At 41.1% G+C, this 15,986-nt stretch carries 26 protein-coding genes and 2 pseudogenes; 1 reads left to right on the top strand and 27 read right to left on the bottom strand.

Annotation, left to right across the window (positions count from 1 at the left end):
* Positions 1 to 222: 222 nt before the first annotated feature.
* The 3 genes from HMPREF0023_RS03560 to HMPREF0023_RS03550 form a co-directional block, all read right to left on the bottom strand.
* The gene (locus HMPREF0023_RS03560) at positions 223 to 429 is read right to left on the bottom strand and encodes a hypothetical protein (protein ID WP_026056364.1); all 207 of its coding nucleotides are present in this window, start codon (positions 427 to 429) and stop codon (positions 223 to 225) included.
* Between the two features lie 210 nt (positions 430 to 639).
* A complete protein-coding gene (locus HMPREF0023_RS03555) occupies positions 640 to 1,035 on the bottom strand; it encodes a hypothetical protein (protein WP_005088316.1) in 396 nt (131 codons plus the stop codon).
* Positions 1,022 to 1,279 carry a succinate dehydrogenase assembly factor 2 gene (locus tag HMPREF0023_RS03550; RefSeq protein ID WP_005088318.1) on the bottom strand — a complete coding sequence of 86 codons (258 nt, stop codon included), beginning with the start codon at positions 1,277 to 1,279 and terminating at the stop codon, positions 1,022 to 1,024. Before HMPREF0023_RS03550 ends, HMPREF0023_RS03555 begins: the two co-directional genes overlap by 14 nt.
* A 186-nt stretch (positions 1,280 to 1,465) precedes the next feature.
* On the opposite strand from HMPREF0023_RS03550, the pseudogene HMPREF0023_RS03545 reads away from it, so the two are divergent.
* A pseudogene (locus HMPREF0023_RS03545) lies at positions 1,466 to 2,638 on the top strand (acyl-CoA dehydrogenase family protein).
* 51 nt (positions 2,639 to 2,689) lie between these two features.
* Here the strand turns inward: HMPREF0023_RS03545 and HMPREF0023_RS03540 are convergent.
* The 24 genes and pseudogenes from HMPREF0023_RS03540 to rpsC all read right to left on the bottom strand — a co-directional run bounded on the left by HMPREF0023_RS03540 (position 2,690) and on the right by rpsC (position 15,985).
* Complete coding sequence (locus HMPREF0023_RS03540; RefSeq protein ID WP_005088321.1) at positions 2,690 to 3,187, bottom strand: DUF2059 domain-containing protein; 498 nt, start codon at positions 3,185 to 3,187, stop codon at positions 2,690 to 2,692.
* 122 nt (positions 3,188 to 3,309) lie between these two features.
* Positions 3,310 to 4,800 (bottom strand): flavin-containing monooxygenase, encoded by a 1,491-nt coding sequence (locus HMPREF0023_RS03535; protein ID WP_005086827.1) that lies wholly within the window; start codon positions 4,798 to 4,800, stop codon positions 3,310 to 3,312.
* 378 nt (positions 4,801 to 5,178) lie between these two features.
* Positions 5,179 to 5,676, bottom strand: a complete 498-nt coding sequence (locus HMPREF0023_RS03530; RefSeq protein ID WP_004641030.1) for a GNAT family N-acetyltransferase — start codon at positions 5,674 to 5,676, stop codon at positions 5,179 to 5,181.
* Positions 5,677 to 5,840: 164 nt separating this feature from the next.
* Positions 5,841 to 6,206, bottom strand: coding sequence for a 50S ribosomal protein L17 (gene rplQ / locus HMPREF0023_RS03525; RefSeq protein ID WP_004641032.1), 366 nt, complete (start codon positions 6,204 to 6,206; stop codon positions 5,841 to 5,843).
* An 18-nt stretch (positions 6,207 to 6,224) separates the two neighbouring features.
* Positions 6,225 to 7,232 carry a DNA-directed RNA polymerase subunit alpha gene (locus HMPREF0023_RS03520; RefSeq protein WP_004641033.1) on the bottom strand — a complete coding sequence of 336 codons (1,008 nt, stop codon included), beginning with the start codon at positions 7,230 to 7,232 and terminating at the stop codon, positions 6,225 to 6,227.
* 18 nt (positions 7,233 to 7,250) lie between these two features.
* On the bottom strand, positions 7,251 to 7,877 hold the full coding sequence (gene rpsD, locus HMPREF0023_RS03515) for a 30S ribosomal protein S4 (protein WP_004641035.1): 627 nt from the start codon (positions 7,875 to 7,877) through the stop codon (positions 7,251 to 7,253).
* Positions 7,878 to 7,889: 12 nt separating this feature from the next.
* On the bottom strand, positions 7,890 to 8,276 hold the full coding sequence (gene rpsK / locus HMPREF0023_RS03510; protein ID WP_004641037.1) for a 30S ribosomal protein S11: 387 nt from the start codon (positions 8,274 to 8,276) through the stop codon (positions 7,890 to 7,892).
* A 19-nt stretch (positions 8,277 to 8,295) separates the two neighbouring features.
* A complete protein-coding gene (gene rpsM, locus HMPREF0023_RS03505) occupies positions 8,296 to 8,652 on the bottom strand; it encodes a 30S ribosomal protein S13 (protein WP_004641038.1) in 357 nt (118 codons plus the stop codon).
* A 107-nt stretch (positions 8,653 to 8,759) separates the two neighbouring features.
* Entirely contained in the window at positions 8,760 to 8,876 is a 117-nt protein-coding gene (gene rpmJ, locus HMPREF0023_RS03500; protein WP_000867907.1) for a 50S ribosomal protein L36, read from the bottom strand.
* Positions 8,877 to 8,897: 21 nt separating this feature from the next.
* Positions 8,898 to 10,217: a preprotein translocase subunit SecY gene (gene secY, locus HMPREF0023_RS03495; RefSeq protein WP_171055818.1), complete on the bottom strand. Its 1,320-nt coding sequence runs from the start codon at positions 10,215 to 10,217 to the stop codon at positions 8,898 to 8,900.
* Positions 10,218 to 10,262: 45 nt separating this feature from the next.
* The gene (gene rplO / locus HMPREF0023_RS03490) at positions 10,263 to 10,703 is read right to left on the bottom strand and encodes a 50S ribosomal protein L15 (RefSeq protein WP_004641042.1); all 441 of its coding nucleotides are present in this window, start codon (positions 10,701 to 10,703) and stop codon (positions 10,263 to 10,265) included.
* Positions 10,704 to 10,707: 4 nt separating this feature from the next.
* Positions 10,708 to 10,884, bottom strand: a complete 177-nt coding sequence (gene rpmD / locus HMPREF0023_RS03485) for a 50S ribosomal protein L30 (RefSeq protein ID WP_000849088.1) — start codon at positions 10,882 to 10,884, stop codon at positions 10,708 to 10,710.
* 6 nt (positions 10,885 to 10,890) lie between these two features.
* Complete coding sequence (gene rpsE, locus HMPREF0023_RS03480) at positions 10,891 to 11,388, bottom strand: 30S ribosomal protein S5 (protein ID WP_001141025.1); 498 nt, start codon at positions 11,386 to 11,388, stop codon at positions 10,891 to 10,893.
* Between the two features lie 2 nt (positions 11,389 to 11,390).
* A complete protein-coding gene (gene rplR, locus HMPREF0023_RS03475) occupies positions 11,391 to 11,741 on the bottom strand; it encodes a 50S ribosomal protein L18 (RefSeq protein WP_004641044.1) in 351 nt (116 codons plus the stop codon).
* 14 nt (positions 11,742 to 11,755) lie between these two features.
* Positions 11,756 to 12,289, bottom strand: a complete 534-nt coding sequence (gene rplF, locus HMPREF0023_RS03470) for a 50S ribosomal protein L6 (RefSeq protein WP_004641046.1) — start codon at positions 12,287 to 12,289, stop codon at positions 11,756 to 11,758.
* 13 nt (positions 12,290 to 12,302) lie between these two features.
* On the bottom strand, positions 12,303 to 12,698 hold the full coding sequence (rpsH, locus tag HMPREF0023_RS03465) for a 30S ribosomal protein S8 (RefSeq protein WP_004641048.1): 396 nt from the start codon (positions 12,696 to 12,698) through the stop codon (positions 12,303 to 12,305).
* Positions 12,699 to 12,709: 11 nt separating this feature from the next.
* Positions 12,710 to 13,015, bottom strand: coding sequence for a 30S ribosomal protein S14 (gene rpsN, locus HMPREF0023_RS03460; protein ID WP_004641050.1), 306 nt, complete (start codon positions 13,013 to 13,015; stop codon positions 12,710 to 12,712).
* A gap of 9 nt (positions 13,016 to 13,024) precedes the next feature.
* Positions 13,025 to 13,561, bottom strand: coding sequence for a 50S ribosomal protein L5 (gene rplE / locus HMPREF0023_RS03455; protein ID WP_004641052.1), 537 nt, complete (start codon positions 13,559 to 13,561; stop codon positions 13,025 to 13,027).
* 15 nt (positions 13,562 to 13,576) lie between these two features.
* Complete coding sequence (rplX, locus tag HMPREF0023_RS03450; RefSeq protein WP_004641054.1) at positions 13,577 to 13,894, bottom strand: 50S ribosomal protein L24; 318 nt, start codon at positions 13,892 to 13,894, stop codon at positions 13,577 to 13,579.
* Positions 13,895 to 13,903: 9 nt separating this feature from the next.
* Entirely contained in the window at positions 13,904 to 14,272 is a 369-nt protein-coding gene (gene rplN / locus HMPREF0023_RS03445; protein WP_004657680.1) for a 50S ribosomal protein L14, read from the bottom strand.
* A gap of 92 nt (positions 14,273 to 14,364) precedes the next feature.
* Positions 14,365 to 14,622 carry a 30S ribosomal protein S17 gene (gene rpsQ, locus HMPREF0023_RS03440; protein ID WP_004641057.1) on the bottom strand — a complete coding sequence of 86 codons (258 nt, stop codon included), beginning with the start codon at positions 14,620 to 14,622 and terminating at the stop codon, positions 14,365 to 14,367.
* On the bottom strand, positions 14,619 to 14,816 hold the full coding sequence (rpmC, locus tag HMPREF0023_RS03435) for a 50S ribosomal protein L29 (RefSeq protein ID WP_000849927.1): 198 nt from the start codon (positions 14,814 to 14,816) through the stop codon (positions 14,619 to 14,621). The genes rpsQ and rpmC overlap by 4 nt, the downstream gene beginning before the upstream one ends.
* The gene (gene rplP, locus HMPREF0023_RS03430) at positions 14,816 to 15,229 is read right to left on the bottom strand and encodes a 50S ribosomal protein L16 (RefSeq protein WP_004641059.1); all 414 of its coding nucleotides are present in this window, start codon (positions 15,227 to 15,229) and stop codon (positions 14,816 to 14,818) included. Before rplP ends, rpmC begins: the two co-directional genes overlap by 1 nt.
* A pseudogene (gene rpsC, locus HMPREF0023_RS03425) lies at positions 15,169 to 15,985 on the bottom strand (30S ribosomal protein S3). Before rpsC ends, rplP begins: the two are co-directional and overlap by 61 nt.
* Between the last annotated feature and the right edge of the window lies 1 nt (position 15,986).

Genomic DNA, 15,986 nt, shown 5'->3' with positions numbered 1-15,986 from the left:
TTGGGAATACAGAAATTTCAGGCAAAAAAAAGTAGCATTGCGACGGTTCAGCACATGCTACTTATTAACTGGTAAAATCGTGAAACTCTTTATATTTTAGTTTTGTTGAAAATAATCCTTGAGTAACGTTCCAGCTCTTCCTACAACAATCGCCATAACGATTGCAATTACTAGAAACATCCACATTGAAATCTCCATAGAGACCTCCTACACTTCACGTATCTACTTTTGATAGATACTCGATTGATGTTCATCATCAGTATTCATGGGAGAATGATATATTGATGACACTTTCAATCTCTTTCTCTTGTTCACTTCAACCTTAGATCGACGTGATTCAAGAAGTTCCCTGAGTAAAGTTCCTGCTCTTCCTACTACAATTGCAAAAACGATTGCAATCACCAGAAACGACCATGTTGGAATTTCCATCATTTTGGACCTCCACCATACTTTACGTTGGTGTTTGTACTTTAACGAAAATAAATCAGACTTGATCGCCAGATTGTCTGACAATCATCATTTTCACGTTTTTTTAGAGTATTTAATCTAACAATTTTGATTATTTCAGAAACAAAATAGCTTAAGATTTTGAATTATAATTATTTATTAATAATATACACCCATACAATTGTCTAACAATTATGCAAGTTTGACCCATGTTCTGAGCTTTTTCCACTGTAAAATCGACAATTGATCCCACCAAATCACACAAGGTCGACATTGAGAGTCATAAAAATAGATGACGATATAACATTGATGATCGATCATTTTTCGAATTTTCCTTTGCTCGATCCTCTGCATCTCATCACTAAAACACAAGGAGCAAAGCTGATCATCTAAATATTCAAAGTGTTTAAGCTGAGGTTGTTTGAGTAATAATACCCAAGCAATTAGCATCAAAGGAAAGCTAACAAGCCATAAAAACCAAGGAAGTAAGTAATACAATAAACTGATCAGTACGATAAAAATAAAAAGTTGAAACGCAAATGCAAAACGACTGCGTTTCAACACAAAAACACGATCAGCCGTGGACATACTGTTTTAATTTTGAAATAAACGCTTTTAACTCTGGACGAGGAGGTTCACCCACCTCCATGAACCAATCCAGTAAATCAGGATCTTCTTGATCTACCAACTCTGCAAACAATGCTTTCTCAGTCGCATCTGCTGTGAGATAACAATTTTTGACATAAGGATCAAAATACACATCGATTTCTTTCAAACCACGACGCGCACGATAAATCACTTTACGTTCTTCTAGTGTCAATTCTTCAGACATTCTTTGTTCCACTATGCAACAATTTGCCCCATAGTGTACTCGAACCCACTAAAGTTCGCAGCGATTTTTATGAAGTGACCAAATACATCAATTAAATTGAGCATTGATCACATTGTCCAATATTTTCGATTTCTTGTATCGTGATGATGAGTCTGTAACTTCAACAATTTAGGGAAAAAATAACAAATGCAATCAGGTGCAATTCGTCCAATTCCAAATATGTTAGCGCGAAAATTATTTACTTCAGACCATGAAGCATTTCGCGAAACTGTGCGCAAATTCTATGAAAAAGAAGTTGTTCCAAATATTGAAAAATATGAAAAACAACAACATGTTGACCGTGATCTATGGAATAAAGCTGGTGAGTTAGGTTTACTTTGCACCACTATGCCAGAAGAATACGGTGGTTCAGGTGTAGATCGTTTATACAGTATGATTCTCATTGAAGAACAAGCTTATGCGATGGATTCTAGTACTGGATTTTCGTTGCATTCAGATATTGTTGCCAATTATATCAACAACTTCGGTAACGATGAGCAAAAGCAATAATGGTTACCTAAAATGGCGACCGGTGAAACCGTAACAGCAATCGCCATGACAGAACCGGGTACAGGTTCAGATCTACAAGCAGTACGCACAACAGCCGTACTTGAGGGTGATGAATATGTCATCAATGGCTCTAAAATCTTTATTACCAATGGCTATCTCTGTGATATGGCCATTGTGGTATGTAAGACGGGTAATACAGAAAAAGGATCAGCGAATTTATCATTAATTATTGTAGAAGCAGATCGTGCTGGTTTTAGCAAAGGCAAGCCTTTGAATAAAATTGGGATGAAAGGTCAAGATACCTGTGAACTGTTCTTTGACAATGTTCGTGTACCGAAAGAAAACCTTCTTGGTATGGAAGGCATGGGCTTTATGATGCTAATGAAAGAGCTCGCATGGGAACGTATGCTCGTTGCAATCATTTGCCAAGCAGGTGCTGAAGCTGCATTTGCTCATACAGTACAGTACACCAAAGACCGTAAAGCGTTTGGTAAACCGATTGGAACATTTCAAAATACACGATTTAAATTGGCAGAATTACGCACAGAAATCGATTTTTGCCGTACGTATTTAGACCGTTGTATGGAGTTACAGCTTGAAGAGAGTTTAGGTGTAGATGCAGCAGCAGCAGCTAAATATAAAATTTCAGATATGTTCTCAAAAGTTGTAGATGAGTGCTTACAATTACATGGGGGCTATGGCTATATGCTTGAATACCCAATTGCACGCGCCTATATCGACAATCGTGCAAACCGCATTTATGCAGGAACCAATGAAATTATGAAAGAATTAATTTCACGTACTCTTTAATTGTTAGATTTAAAAAATCAGGGATAGTACTAAATGTACTATCCCTTTTATTTACTTTGACTGCGGCGATTCCGATGGTTGAGATGGTGGATTCATCCGAACCATCAACTGCTTAACCTTAGGATGATCAATATGTTGTTGCATCGTTTCATTTAGTGCAGTGCGCGCATGTTGTGTCGTGAAATGTGCAACCTCGCTTCCAACTTCACTGGCTTTATTTGCCCATGCTTTACCTTCAGGTAATTGATAAAAATTTAATGCCGCTTGTAACTCTTTTTGGTTAAAAGTCTCAACATAGCGTTGCACAATAAACTGTTTACGTTGCTCACTATTTAGATTCTTAGTCAAATCCGTATAAAAACTCTCTGGTAGATCTTTGGGTAAACGCATCCGAATCTGCTCTAGGATCATTTTATCCGTGCTTAGTAAACCTTGCTCAGTACCATCAATAGAAACCAATTGTTGAGCTAATTTTTCTTTTTGCTTCAGATCATCCGCAAACGTGGCATTACTAAACAGTAATATCCCCAAAAACCATAATTTTTTCATTGAATTGTCCTAAATATATAAATTTTATAATCAACACTTTTACGCGATATTCTAACAACAATCATTATTTAAAACAAAAGAACCCTGTGTCTACACAGGGTTCTTGCTTAGCTTAAAATAAATTAAGAAACTAATTTTGGTTTACGATCTACTTGTTCATCACGCTTACGGAATTGTAAGACACCATCGTTAAATTTTGCATCTTTCAATTCTTTACGATCAGCAAGATAGTTGTTAGAAATCTTCCATGGTGCTTGCTTGCCTTGTTTTGGCATAATATCTGCTGCACGGGCGATATAACCTGAAGATAGTTTACCCATAATCGTATCTTGCTCAAACTGAGCAGGGTCAGCATGTGCGATCACTTCATCAAAGCCGTTTTTGTCCATATGATTAAGCAAACGACAAATATAGTCAGCAGCAATATCAACTTTCAATGTCCAAGATGCATTGATATAACCAATAATCATTGCCATATTCGGTACATCACTCACCATCACACCTTGGTACAACATATGATGTGAGGTATTCATCGGCTTACCATCAATAGAGCCTTTTACGCCACCTAAGATTTGAATTTCCAAGCCAGTCGCTGAAATTACAATATCAGCTTCCAAATGTTTTCCAGATTTCAACTGGATACCATTTGCAGTGAACTTCTCAATCTGATCAGTTTCAATACTTGCTTGACCTTGGCGCAATGCTTTGAATAAATCACCATCAGGCACAACACACAAACGTTGATCCCATGGATTATAGCTTGGCGTAAAGTGTTTCATATCCACTTTACCTTTTAGCTGTAACTCAATGCCTTTTAATAATAGGCGACGCACAGTTTTTGGATGCTTTTGAGCTAAGGCGTAGATCGCACGCTGCATCCCAATGTTACGAGCACGGGTAAATTTATATGCTGTTTCTTCTGACATAAATCTACGTGTTTTTTCATAGATGAAGTCAATTGAAGGAACTGTTGCGATGTACGTTGGAGAACGCTGTAACATAGTCACATGACCTGCTCCACCTTTCACCATTGAAGGAACAAGGGTAATCGCTGTTGCGCCACTACCTACAATCACCACTTTCTTACCAGTATAATCTAGGTTTTCAGGCCAGTGTTGTGGGTGGATAAATTGCCCTTTAAATTTATCTTGCTCTGGGAATTGTGGTGCATAACCTTGATCATAGTTATAGTAACCCGTACATCCCATTACAAAATTTGCTGACCAAGTTTGTTTTTTGTTGTTGCTATCTTCAATTTCAACAAGCCACTTTTTCTTAGCAGAATCATAGTTTGCAGAAAGGACGCGATGACCGAAATGAATTTTTTCTTTTAACTTAAACTCATCAATAACTTCAGAAAGATAGCCTTTAATCTCTGGGCCACTTGCAAGGACTTTGTCTTTCGCCCAAGGCTTAAAGTTAAAACCAAAAGTAGACATATCTGAGTCAGAACGAATACCAGGATAACGGAATAAATCCCAAGTCCCACCAAAGCTGTCACGACGCTCTAAAATTTCAAATTGGCGTTGTGGACAGTTTTTAGAAAGGTGTACAGCGAGCCCAATCCCAGAGATACCTGCACCAATAATTAGAACATCAACTTGCTTTTCCATTTTTTTTATACCCTGTATAAACCATGTCTTTATTAAAGCACAAATTTGACAATACACAATGTCAAGTTTAGTCATTCATCGGTTTTTTTATATCAGTTCGGGACATTTTGAGAAAAAACGAAGCTAAAAAATTTTGAGATTTCTACTAGGAATTTCCAGATCAGACTTCAGCAGCATAGGAAATTTATGTGTAGTTTAGAGATTATCAAAAAGTAATCTTGTTGGCATAACACTTAAGAAAATCAAAATAGCATAAGAAAATTTACTAAATGTACTCAAACAAATTGTACTTTAAAAAAGTTTGGGATGAACTATTGTTTAATGGTTGATCTTTTATCAACTTTAACGATACCGTGCTTTAGAGCTTTGAAAAATGCCTTAGAACAGAAAAAGCTTCATCAGAAGCTCATCCGTATATCCTGTATCATTTTTCAAAGCTTTCAATTCCACCCCATAGGTTTGAAAACCATTTTTTTGATAAAGATGAATCGCTGACTGATTATCATCAGCGACACTCAGTAAAATCTGTTCTACTTGCTCTTTACTATAAGCAATAACAGTACGAAGCAACTTTGTTGCGATACCCTGTCTTTGAAATTCAGGTTCAATAAATACACTGGATAGAGAAGCCTTATGAGACAGCTTCATTCCGCCCTCTTGTGTTAAAGTCGCTAAACCTATAATTTTATCTTTATGGTAAACCCCAAAGACTATTGAACTTGATAAGCAACTTTCAAAAAAACTGTATGGTTTTAAAACTTCTATCTCATAAGTTGAACCAAACATTTGTGGGGCTTTTGCTAAAGCTGAAAGTCTAATCGTTCTAAAATCATTCAGTTCATCTACACTTAGGATTCTAATCGTAATATCTAACATATTTATCTATTTGAAATTTTAATAATGTCATAACCTAATTTAGCATATTAACCATTTACCCAAATTTAAGTTAGAAAGAAAATTATTAACTAATAAGCAATAAAAAAGGTCGGTTATTACACCGACCTTTTTTGGAACAACTGAGCTGCTCTTGTATAGAAGTATTATTTTACTTCACGATCTACAAGTTCAACGTAAGCCATCGGTGCAGCATCACCTGCACGGAAGCCCGCTTTAAGAACACGTAGATAACCGCCGTTACGTTCTTTGTAACGAGGGCCAAGAACGGTAAATAATTTACCAACAGTTGCTGCAGAACGAGTACGAGCAAACGCTAAACGACGGTTTGCTACTGTATCGTTTTTTGCCAAAGTGATTAAAGGCTCAGCAACACGACGAAGTTCTTTCGCCTTAGGCAAAGTTGTTTTAATTAACTCATGCTCAACTAAAGCATTTGTTAAGTTTTGGAACAACGCCTTACGGTGGCTGCTTGTACGGCCTAATTTCACACCACTATTACGATGACGCATGGTGATAGTCCTACTTAATTAACGGCTACGATAGGCAAAACGGTCATCCATACGGAGACTAGCTGGTGGCCAGTTCTCTAAACGCATGCCGAGTTGTAAACCTTTCGATGCCAAAACATCTTTGATCTCAGTTAACGATTTTTTACCCAAGTTAGGAGTTTTTAACAACTCAACTTCAGTACGTTGAACAAGATCACCAATGTAGTAAATATTTTCTGCCTTCAAACAGTTAGCAGAACGAACAGTTAGCTCGAGATCATCTACTGGACGAAGCAAAATTGGGTCAACTTCTTCGCGAGGTTCTTGAGCAACAGGAGTTTGATCTTTCTGAAGATCAACAAAAATTGCAATTTGTTGTTGCAAGATTGTTGCCGCTTTGCGGATAGCTTCTTCTGGATCAACAGTTCCATTTGTTTCAAGATCGATCACTAGCTTATCAAGATCGGTACGTTGTTCTACACGCGCATTTTCAACGGTATAAGAAACACGTTTAATCGGGCTATAAGAAGCATCTAACTGTAAACGACCCACTGGGCGAGTTTCGCCTTCTGGGAAACGAGAGTCAGATGTTTCATAACCACGACCTTGAGCAACTTTAAGGCGCATTTTCAATGAACCACTAGCACTCAAAGTACCAATTAAATGATCAGGGTTAACCACTTCAACATTATGAGGTAAACGAAGGTCAGCTGCTGTTACGTCACCTGCACCTTGTTTCTCTAATGTTAAATATGCTTCATTTTGATCGAACAGCTTAATAGACAATCCTTTTAGGTTCAGCAAGAGCTCGACGATGTCCTGCTGCAAGCCTTCTAAAGTACTGTACTCGTGCTCGACGCCTTCTATCTCAACTTCAACCACAGCAGCGCCAGGCAAAGAAGACAATAGAATGCGACGTAAAGCATTACCTAGAGTATGACCAAAGCCACGCTCTAAAGGTTCCAGAATCACTTTTGCCGAGGTCCCGCTCACCGCTTCGACCTTGATCGCTTGCGGAGTTAGAAACTCGTTTGCAGTACGCGTCATTTATTGCTACCTCAAGGATTATTTAGAATACAATTCTACAATCAAGCTTTCGTTGATTTCAGCAGGTAAATCAGAACGATCAGGTGCAGCTTTGAACGTACCTTCTAGCTTAGAATGGTCAACTTCCATCCAAGCAGGGATACCACGTTGAGCAGCCAATTCAATTGCATTTTTAATACGCAATTGTTGTTTAGCGCCTTCGTGAACCGCAATTACATCGCCCGCTTTTACTTGAATAGACGCAATGTTGACACGACGACCATTTAAAGTAATAGAACGGTGAGAAACTAACTGACGAGCTTCTGAACGTGTAGAACCAAAACCCATGCGATAAACTACGTTATCAAGACGGCTTTCAAGCAATTTCAACAAGTTTTCACCTGTTGCGCCTTTCACACGAGCTGCTTCTTTATAGTAGTTACTAAATTGACGCTCTAACACACCGTACATACGACGGACTTTTTGTTTTTCACGTAATTGTAGTGAATACTCAGATTGCTTACCACCACGAGCCTGACCATGTTGACCAGGTGCTTTATTGTGTTTTTTGGTTTTTACATCAAACGGTTTAACGCCTGATTTAAGTTGCAGGTCTGTCCCTTCGCGACGAGAGAGTTTGCATTTTGGACCAATATAACGAGCCATGAATGTTTCTCCTTACACGCGACGTTTTTTAGGTGGACGGCAACCGTTGTGAGGAATTGGAGTCACATCGGTAATGCTGTTAATCTTATAACCCACTGCGCCTAATGCACGAACCGCAGACTCACGACCTGGACCAGGACCTTTTACAAGGACGTCTAGGTTTTTCAAACCGTAATCTAAAGCTGCTTTACCAGCAACTTCAGCAGCTACCTGAGCAGCGAACGGAGTTGATTTACGTGAACCACGGAAGCCTTGTCCACCTGAGGTGGCCCAAGCCAATGCATTACCTTGACGATCGGTAATCGTAACAATGGTGTTATTAAAAGACGCGTGAATGTGTGCAACACCTTCAGAGACGGTACGAGAGACCTTCTTGCGTGTGCGAGTATCTTTAGCCATCTTTTAGCTTCCAGAAATCTTACTTTTTAATCGGTTTGCGCGGACCTTTACGGGTACGTGCGTTAGTTTTGGTGCGTTGTCCGCGAACAGGCAAGCTGCGACGATGACGAAGACCGCGGTAGCAGCCTAAATCCATTAAACGTTTAATGTTCATGGAAATTTCGCGACGTAAATCACCTTCGGTCGGAACCTTAGCAACTTCTGCACGAATCGCATCAAGCTGAGCATCATCTAATTCACGAATTTTCGTAGTTCCAGCAATACCTACAGCAGCTAAGATATTCTTAGCAGTGTGGCGACCGATACCAAAAATATACGTGAGAGAGATAACAGCGTGCTTGTTATCCGGAATGTTTACACCGGCAATACGAGCCATTCAATTTTCTCCAAAAAGGCAGTCAAGATAATCAACCGCCCCACAAAAATCTTGAGGGGCGGATAATAACCTAATTAGCCTACTGAAATCAACAGGTCTTAATTAAATTAACCTTGACGCTGCTTATGACGAGGTTCTGCGCTACAAATTACGCGAATAACCCCATTACGACGGATAACTTTACAGCTACCACAAATTTTCTTTACAGAAGCTTGTACTTTCATGATGAAAACCTCTAAGTGCGCTTATCCCTGCGGATGAGCAGTCGTTTTTCTCATTAACGTTTGATTATCATATTGATGCGAGGTCAAGTGCGCCTGAAGTTGCGCCATAAAGTCCATCACAACTACAACTACAATCAGTAAAGATGTCCCACCCAAATGGAATGGAATACCAAACGAACTTTGTAGCACCATAGGCATTAAACACACTACGGTAATGTAGATAGCACCAATAAATGTCAAACGGTTAAGAATATGATCTAAATAACGAGCCGTTTGCTCACCTGGGCGGATACCAGGCACATATGCTCCGCTACGTTTCAAATTCTCTGAAACTTCTTTCGGGCTAAAAACAAGCGCCGTATAAAAATAACAGAAGAAGATAATTAACGCACCAAAGAGCATTAAATATAACGGCTGTCCAGGTGATAACACCAATGCCAGATCTTGCAGGCTACGCTTAACAAATCCTGCATTTGGATCAGCACTTCCTAACCATTGCCCCAAGCTCGCTGGAAATAATAACAGTGAGCTAGCGAAAATCGCTGGAATAACACCTGCCATATTAATTTTTAATGGCAAATGTGTTTGCTGTGCAGTAAATACACGACGGCCCTGTTGTTTTTGAGCATAATTTACTGGAATACGACGTTGTGCTTTTTCAATAAACACTATCGCGGCTAAGACAGCTAACGATAATAAACCGAATACCGCCAAACCAATTAAGCTACCTTGACCATTTTGTACAGACGTGAACGACTGAATTACAAGATTTGGCAAGCCAGCTACAATACCAGCAAAAATAATCATTGAGATACCATTACCAACACCACGTTCGGTAATCTGTTCACCCAACCACATCAAAAACATTGTTCCTGCAACAAGCGAAGTCACTGCTGGAACATAGAATGCCAAGCCTGAAGTCAAAGTAATACCCTGACTAATCAGACCAGCACACATCCCTATACCCTGCACGAGTGCAAGAAATAGAGTGCCGTAACGCGTATATTGATTCAGTTTACGTTTGCCTTGCTCGCCTTCTTTTTTCAAAGCTTCTAACGAAGGAACCACGGTTGACATCAACTGCACGATAATCGATGCAGAGATGTATGGCATGATCCCTAACGCTAGAATTGACATGCGTTCTAATGCACCACCAGAAAACATATTAAATAAGCCCAAGAAGGTACCTTCATTGGCCTTAAAAAAGCTTGCTAGTGCCACACTATCAATGCCCGGCAACGGAATATGCGCTCCTAGTCGAAAGACCAATAACGCGCCAATTAAAAACATTAATCGACGAATAATTTCACGATATTTCACATGAAACGGTTGGCCTTTCATCATGTTTACATGACCAGAAGAACTAGGAGTCATAGACACTCGAGATTACTCCTCGACTTTACCGCCAGCAGCTTCAACAGCAGCTTTAGCACCTTTAGTCAACGCTACACCTTGTACAGTGAACGCGCGAGTGATTTCACCTGAAAGCACGATGCGAGCACGAACTTGGTCACGACGAACAACATTCGCAGCCTTCAAAGTTTCTAGTGAAACAACATCACCTTCAACTTTGTTTAGCTCAGACAAACGTACTTCAGCAGTTTTCAAAGCGATTTGGCTAGTGAAACCGAATTTTGGTAAACGACGATATAACGCAGTTTGACCGCCTTCAAAGCCTGGACGAGTACCACCACTTTTACGTGAATTTTGACCTTTGACACCACGGCCACCAGTCTTACCAACGCCAGAACCGATACCACGGCCTAAACGACGGTTTTCACGCTTTGCACCTTCAGCAGGTGCAAGCTCATTTAAACGCAGAGTCATGGCATTATTCCTCTACACTAACCATATAGTAAACTTTGTTGATCATGCCGCGGTTAGAAGGCGTATCTTGCACTTCTACAGTATGACCAATACGACGCAGACCTAAACCTTGTAAGCAAAGCTTGTGATTTTTCAAGCGATGTGAAGAAGACTTAGTCTGGGTAACTTTAATCGTTTTCATGATTGATTACCCTTGAATTTCTTCTACTGACTTACCACGTTTCGCAGCGACTTTCTCAGGAGAAGTCATATCACGCAAACCTTTAAAAGTCGCGTTTACTACGTTAGCAGCGTTAGTAGAACCATAACATTTAGCAAGTACGTTATGTACACCTGCAGCTTCAAGAACAGCACGCATCGCGCCACCAGCAATTACGCCAGTACCTTCTGAAGCAGGTTGCATGTATACACGGCTTGCGCCATGACGAGCATTCACAGGGTGTTGTAAAGTAGTCCCCGCAAGGTCTACAGTAATCATGTTGCGACGAGCAGCTTCAAGTGCTTTAGAAATAGCAGCTGGAACTTCACGTGCTTTACCACGACCAAAACCTACACGACCATTACCATCGCCCACAACAGTTAGTGCTGTGAAAGAGAAGATACGACCACCCTTTACTACCTTGGCTACACGATCAACGGCAACCAGCTTTTCAACGAGACCTTCGTTTTGTTCAACTTTCGCCATGATTAGAACTCCAAGCCGCCTTCACGAGCAGCATCAGCCAAGGCTTTGATACGACCATGATATTTAAAACCAGAACGGTCAAATGCAACTTTAGTAACGCCAGCTGCTTTAGCACGTTCTGCGATCAAAGCACCAACTTTCGTAGCCGCTTCAACATTACCAGTAGTACCACTACGTAAAGATGCATCTAAAGTTGAAGCTTGCGCTAAAACTTTGCCACCATCCGCTGAAATAACTTGCGCATAGATGTGACGCGGAGTGCGGTTTACACACAAACGAGTCGCACCCAATGCACGAATGTGCAAGCGTGTGCTTTTCGCACGACGCAAACGGGTTTGTTTCTTTTCGTTCATAAGAACCTCGCGCCTTATTTCTTCTTAGCTTCTTTACGAAGAATAACTTCATCCGAATAACGAACACCTTTACCTTTATATGGTTCAGGAGCACGGTATGCACGGATTTCCGCTGCCACTTGACCTAACAACTGCTTGTTTGCTGATTTCAAAATGATTTCAGTTGCAGTTGGAGTTTCCGCTGTTACACCTTCCGGTAAAGCGTAGTCAATCGGGTGTGAGTAACCAAGGTTAAGGTTTACAACAGTACCCTTAACCGCAGCTTTATAACCAACACCAACAAGCTGTAACTTACGTTCGAAGCCTTCGCTAACACCTTTTACAAGGTTGTTCAATACAGCGCGAGCAGTACCAGCCTGCATCCAAGCGTCTTTCGACTCTTTAGCCGGAGCAAGTTGAAGTTTACCTTCTTCCTGTTTTAGCTCGACCAGCGCATGCAGGTTGAAAGACAATGTACCTTTGCTGCCTTTCACTTCGACCTGCCGGCCGTTCTGAGTAACTGTTACACCATTCGGTACAGTTACTGGGGCTTTAGCCACACGAGACATGAGGAATCACCTATTAAGAAACAAAAGCAATAACTTCACCACCGATGCCCGCAGCACGTGCAGCGCGATCAGTCATGATGCCTTTGCTTGTAGAAACAATTGCAATACCTAAACCTTGCTTAACGCTAGGAATTTTATCTTTACCGCGGTATTGGCGAAGACCTGGACGGCTTACACGCTTAACGGTTTCGATAACTGGTTTGCCTTCGAAATATTTTAACGTAATAGTCAAAGTAGATTTGATCTCTTCTTGAGCCACTTCTACATTTGAAATATAACCTTCTTGTTGAAGTACATTTGCAATTGCAACTTTCAACTTAGAAGACGGCATAGAAACAGTTTGTTTCTTCGCCATTTGTGCGTTACGAACACGTGTTAACATGTCGGCAACGGTATCTTGCATACTCATTTAGTCGCTCCTTACCAGCTTGCCTTAACAACGCCCGGCACATCACCTTGCATTACTGTATCGCGTAATTTGTTACGGCTTAAACCGAACTTACGGAAGTAACCATGAGGACGACCAGTTAAACCACAACGGTTACGAAGACGTACTGGAGATGCGTTACGTGGCAATGCCTGTAACTTTAATGTCGCTTCGAAACGTTCTTCGTCACTCGCATTTACATTTGCAATCGTTGCTTTTAATTCAGCACGTTTTGCAGCGTATTTAGCAACTGTCTTTTCGCGTTTCAATTCGCGATTAATCATACCTTTCTTAGCCATATCGACCTCTTATTTGAACGGGAAGCCGAATGCACGCATAAGCGCACGGCCTTCGTCATCGCTACGAGCAGTGGTCGTAATCGTGATATCTAAACCACGGATACGATCAATTTTGTCAAAATCGATTTCAGGGAAAACGATTTGCTCTTTTAAACCCATAGAGTAGTTGCCGCGACCATCAAATGATTTCGCAGAGAAACCACGGAAGTCACGAATACGAGGGATTGCGATAGAGATCAAACGATCCAAGAATTCGTACATTTGGTCGCCGCGTAAAGTAACTTTACAACCGATCGGCCAACCGTCACGGATTTTGAAACCAGCGATTGATTTACGCGCAAGAGTCACAACTGGTTTTTGACCAGCAATGAGTTGCATATCAGCAACAGCACCATCTAATAATTTCTTATCAGTTGCAGCTGCGCCTACACCCATGTTAAGAGTGATTTTCGTGATGCGAGGAATATCCATCACGTTCTTAACGCCAAGTTCTTCTTGTAACTTCGCTTTAAGTTCGTCGTTGTAACGTGCTTTAAGTCTGGCCATTGCCTTTTCAACCTATTACTTCGCTACCGCCACTGATTCACCATTTGATTTGTAAACGCGAGTTTTCGCGCCATCAATCACTTGGTAACCAATACGGTCAGCCTTTTGGGTTGTAGCATTAAAAATTGCCACGTTTGAAATATGAAGCGTTGCCTCTTGAGTAACGATACCGCCTTCAGCGCCAGTTACACGGTTTGGCTTTTGATGCTTCTTCACTAAGTTAAGACCTTCGACCTTAACTCGATCTTCAGAAACAGACAAAACAACACCTTGTTTGCCTTTTTCTTTACCTGCGATCACAATTACTTGATCGCCTTTTTTAATCTTAGCCATGATTGCCTCTTATAGAACTTCAGGAGCCAATGAAATGATTTTCATGAACTGTTCAGTACGAAGTTCACGAGTCACTGGTCCGAAGATACGAGTAGCAATCGGAGCTTTGTTGTTATTCAAAATAACAGCTGCGTTATCGTCGAAACGAATAACTGAACCATCTGGACGACGGATGCCGAATTTTGTACGAACAACTACAGCATTCATCACGTCACCTTTTTTAACACGTGCGCGTGGGATTGCTTCTTTTACAGTAACTTTAATAATGTCGCCAACTGAAGCATAACGACGGTGTGAACCACCAAGTACTTTAATACATTGTACGCGGCGTGCACCACTGTTGTCTGCTACGTCGAGCATACTTTCGGTTTGAATCATTGCCCTACTCCAAAACCGAGCATCACCGGTCACAATTTCGAAAGGCTCAAAGAGTACTCGAAATTGTCCGATGATGCAACAAGAACGTCTAATTACTCAGCAGCTGCTTCAACGACTTCCACTAAAGTCCAAGCTTTAGTTTTAGAAATTGGGCGGCTTTCTTTGATGGTTACCAAGTCGCCAGTTTTAGCAACATTGTTCTCATCATGAGCGTGTAGTTTAGTTGAACGGCGGATTGATTTGCCATACAACGGGTGTTGAACACGGCGTTCAATAAGTACAACAATAGACTTGTCCATTTTGTCACTTACGACTTTGCCGGTTAACGTGCGGACTGTTTTTTCACTCATTGTCCGTTCCCCTGTTTTTCGGTAAGGAGTGTCTTGATACGAGCAATTGTCTTACGAGCAATTTGCACTTCATGCGATTTGCCTAATTGACCAGTTGCTTTCGCCATACGAAGACGGAATTGGTTAAGCTGTTGCTCATCAAGCAAAGCTTTCAACTCTTCTACCGATTTTTCACGTAGATCTTTAGTTTTCATTACATTACCGTCCGAGTCACGATAGTGGTTTTAAACGGAAGTTTAGCAGCAGCTAAAGCAAAAGCTTCACGCGCTAACTCATCGTTAACACCTTCAATTTCGTACAGGATCTTACCTGGTTGGATCTGACAAACCCAATATTCCACGCTACCTTTACCTTTACCCATACGAACTTCTAATGGTTTTTCGGTAATTGGCTTGTCCGGGAATACGCGGATGAAGATTTTACCACCACGCTTAATACGACGGCTGATGGTACGACGGCAAGCTTCAATCTGACGCGCAGTCATACGACCACGTTCAGTTGCTTTAATTGCAATCGAACCAAATGATACTGTACTACCACGATGCGCTAGACCAGTGTTACGGCCTTTGTGCACTTTACGGAATTTGGTACGTTTAGGTTGCAACATGGATTATTCTCCCTTGTCAGCAGCACGGTCACCGCGACGACCACGACGCTCTTGACCTTCACCACGTCCACGACCACGTTTAGCTGGACGCTCTTCAGCAGGAGCAGGGTTCATGACTTGTTTCATGCCACCTAAAATCTCGCCACGGAAAATCCAAACTTTAACACCGATCGTACCGTAAGTTGTTTCTGCACGCATAGTTGCATAGTCGATGTCAGCACGAAGTGTATGCAAAGGTACACGACCTTCACGATACCATTCAGTACGAGCAATCTCTGCACCACCTAAACGGCCAGAAACTTCAACTTTGATACCTTTCGCGCCAGCACGCATTGTGTTTTGTACCGCACGCTTCATAGCACGACGGAACATAACACGCTTTTCTAATTGTGAAGCAATTGCTTCAGCAACTAAACGAGCATCTAGGTCTGGGCGATCGATTTCGTTGATGCTAACTTGCGCTGGAACACCCATAATGTTGGTGAGTTCGCGCTGTAATTTTTCAATGTCTTCGCCTTTCTTACCGATTACGATACCTGGACGAGCAGTGCTAATTGTTACTTTAGCAGCACCAGTAGGACGTTCAATAAGAATATTGCTGATCATCGCATTCTTAAGTTTTTTAGTTAAAAACTCACGAACTTGAAGATCTTTAAGCAAGTATTCAGCGTATTGTTTCGGACTCGCATACCAGTTAGCGTTATGGCGTTTCACAACACCCAGGCGGATACCGATTGGATGAACCTTCTGACCCATA

It is taken from the genome of Acinetobacter sp. ATCC 27244 (assembly GCF_000156555.1).
Classification (GTDB): Bacteria; Pseudomonadota; Gammaproteobacteria; order Pseudomonadales; family Moraxellaceae; genus Acinetobacter; species Acinetobacter haemolyticus.
The sequence above is the reverse complement of the archived record's forward strand: the minus strand, read 5'-3'. Positions and strand labels throughout refer to the sequence as shown.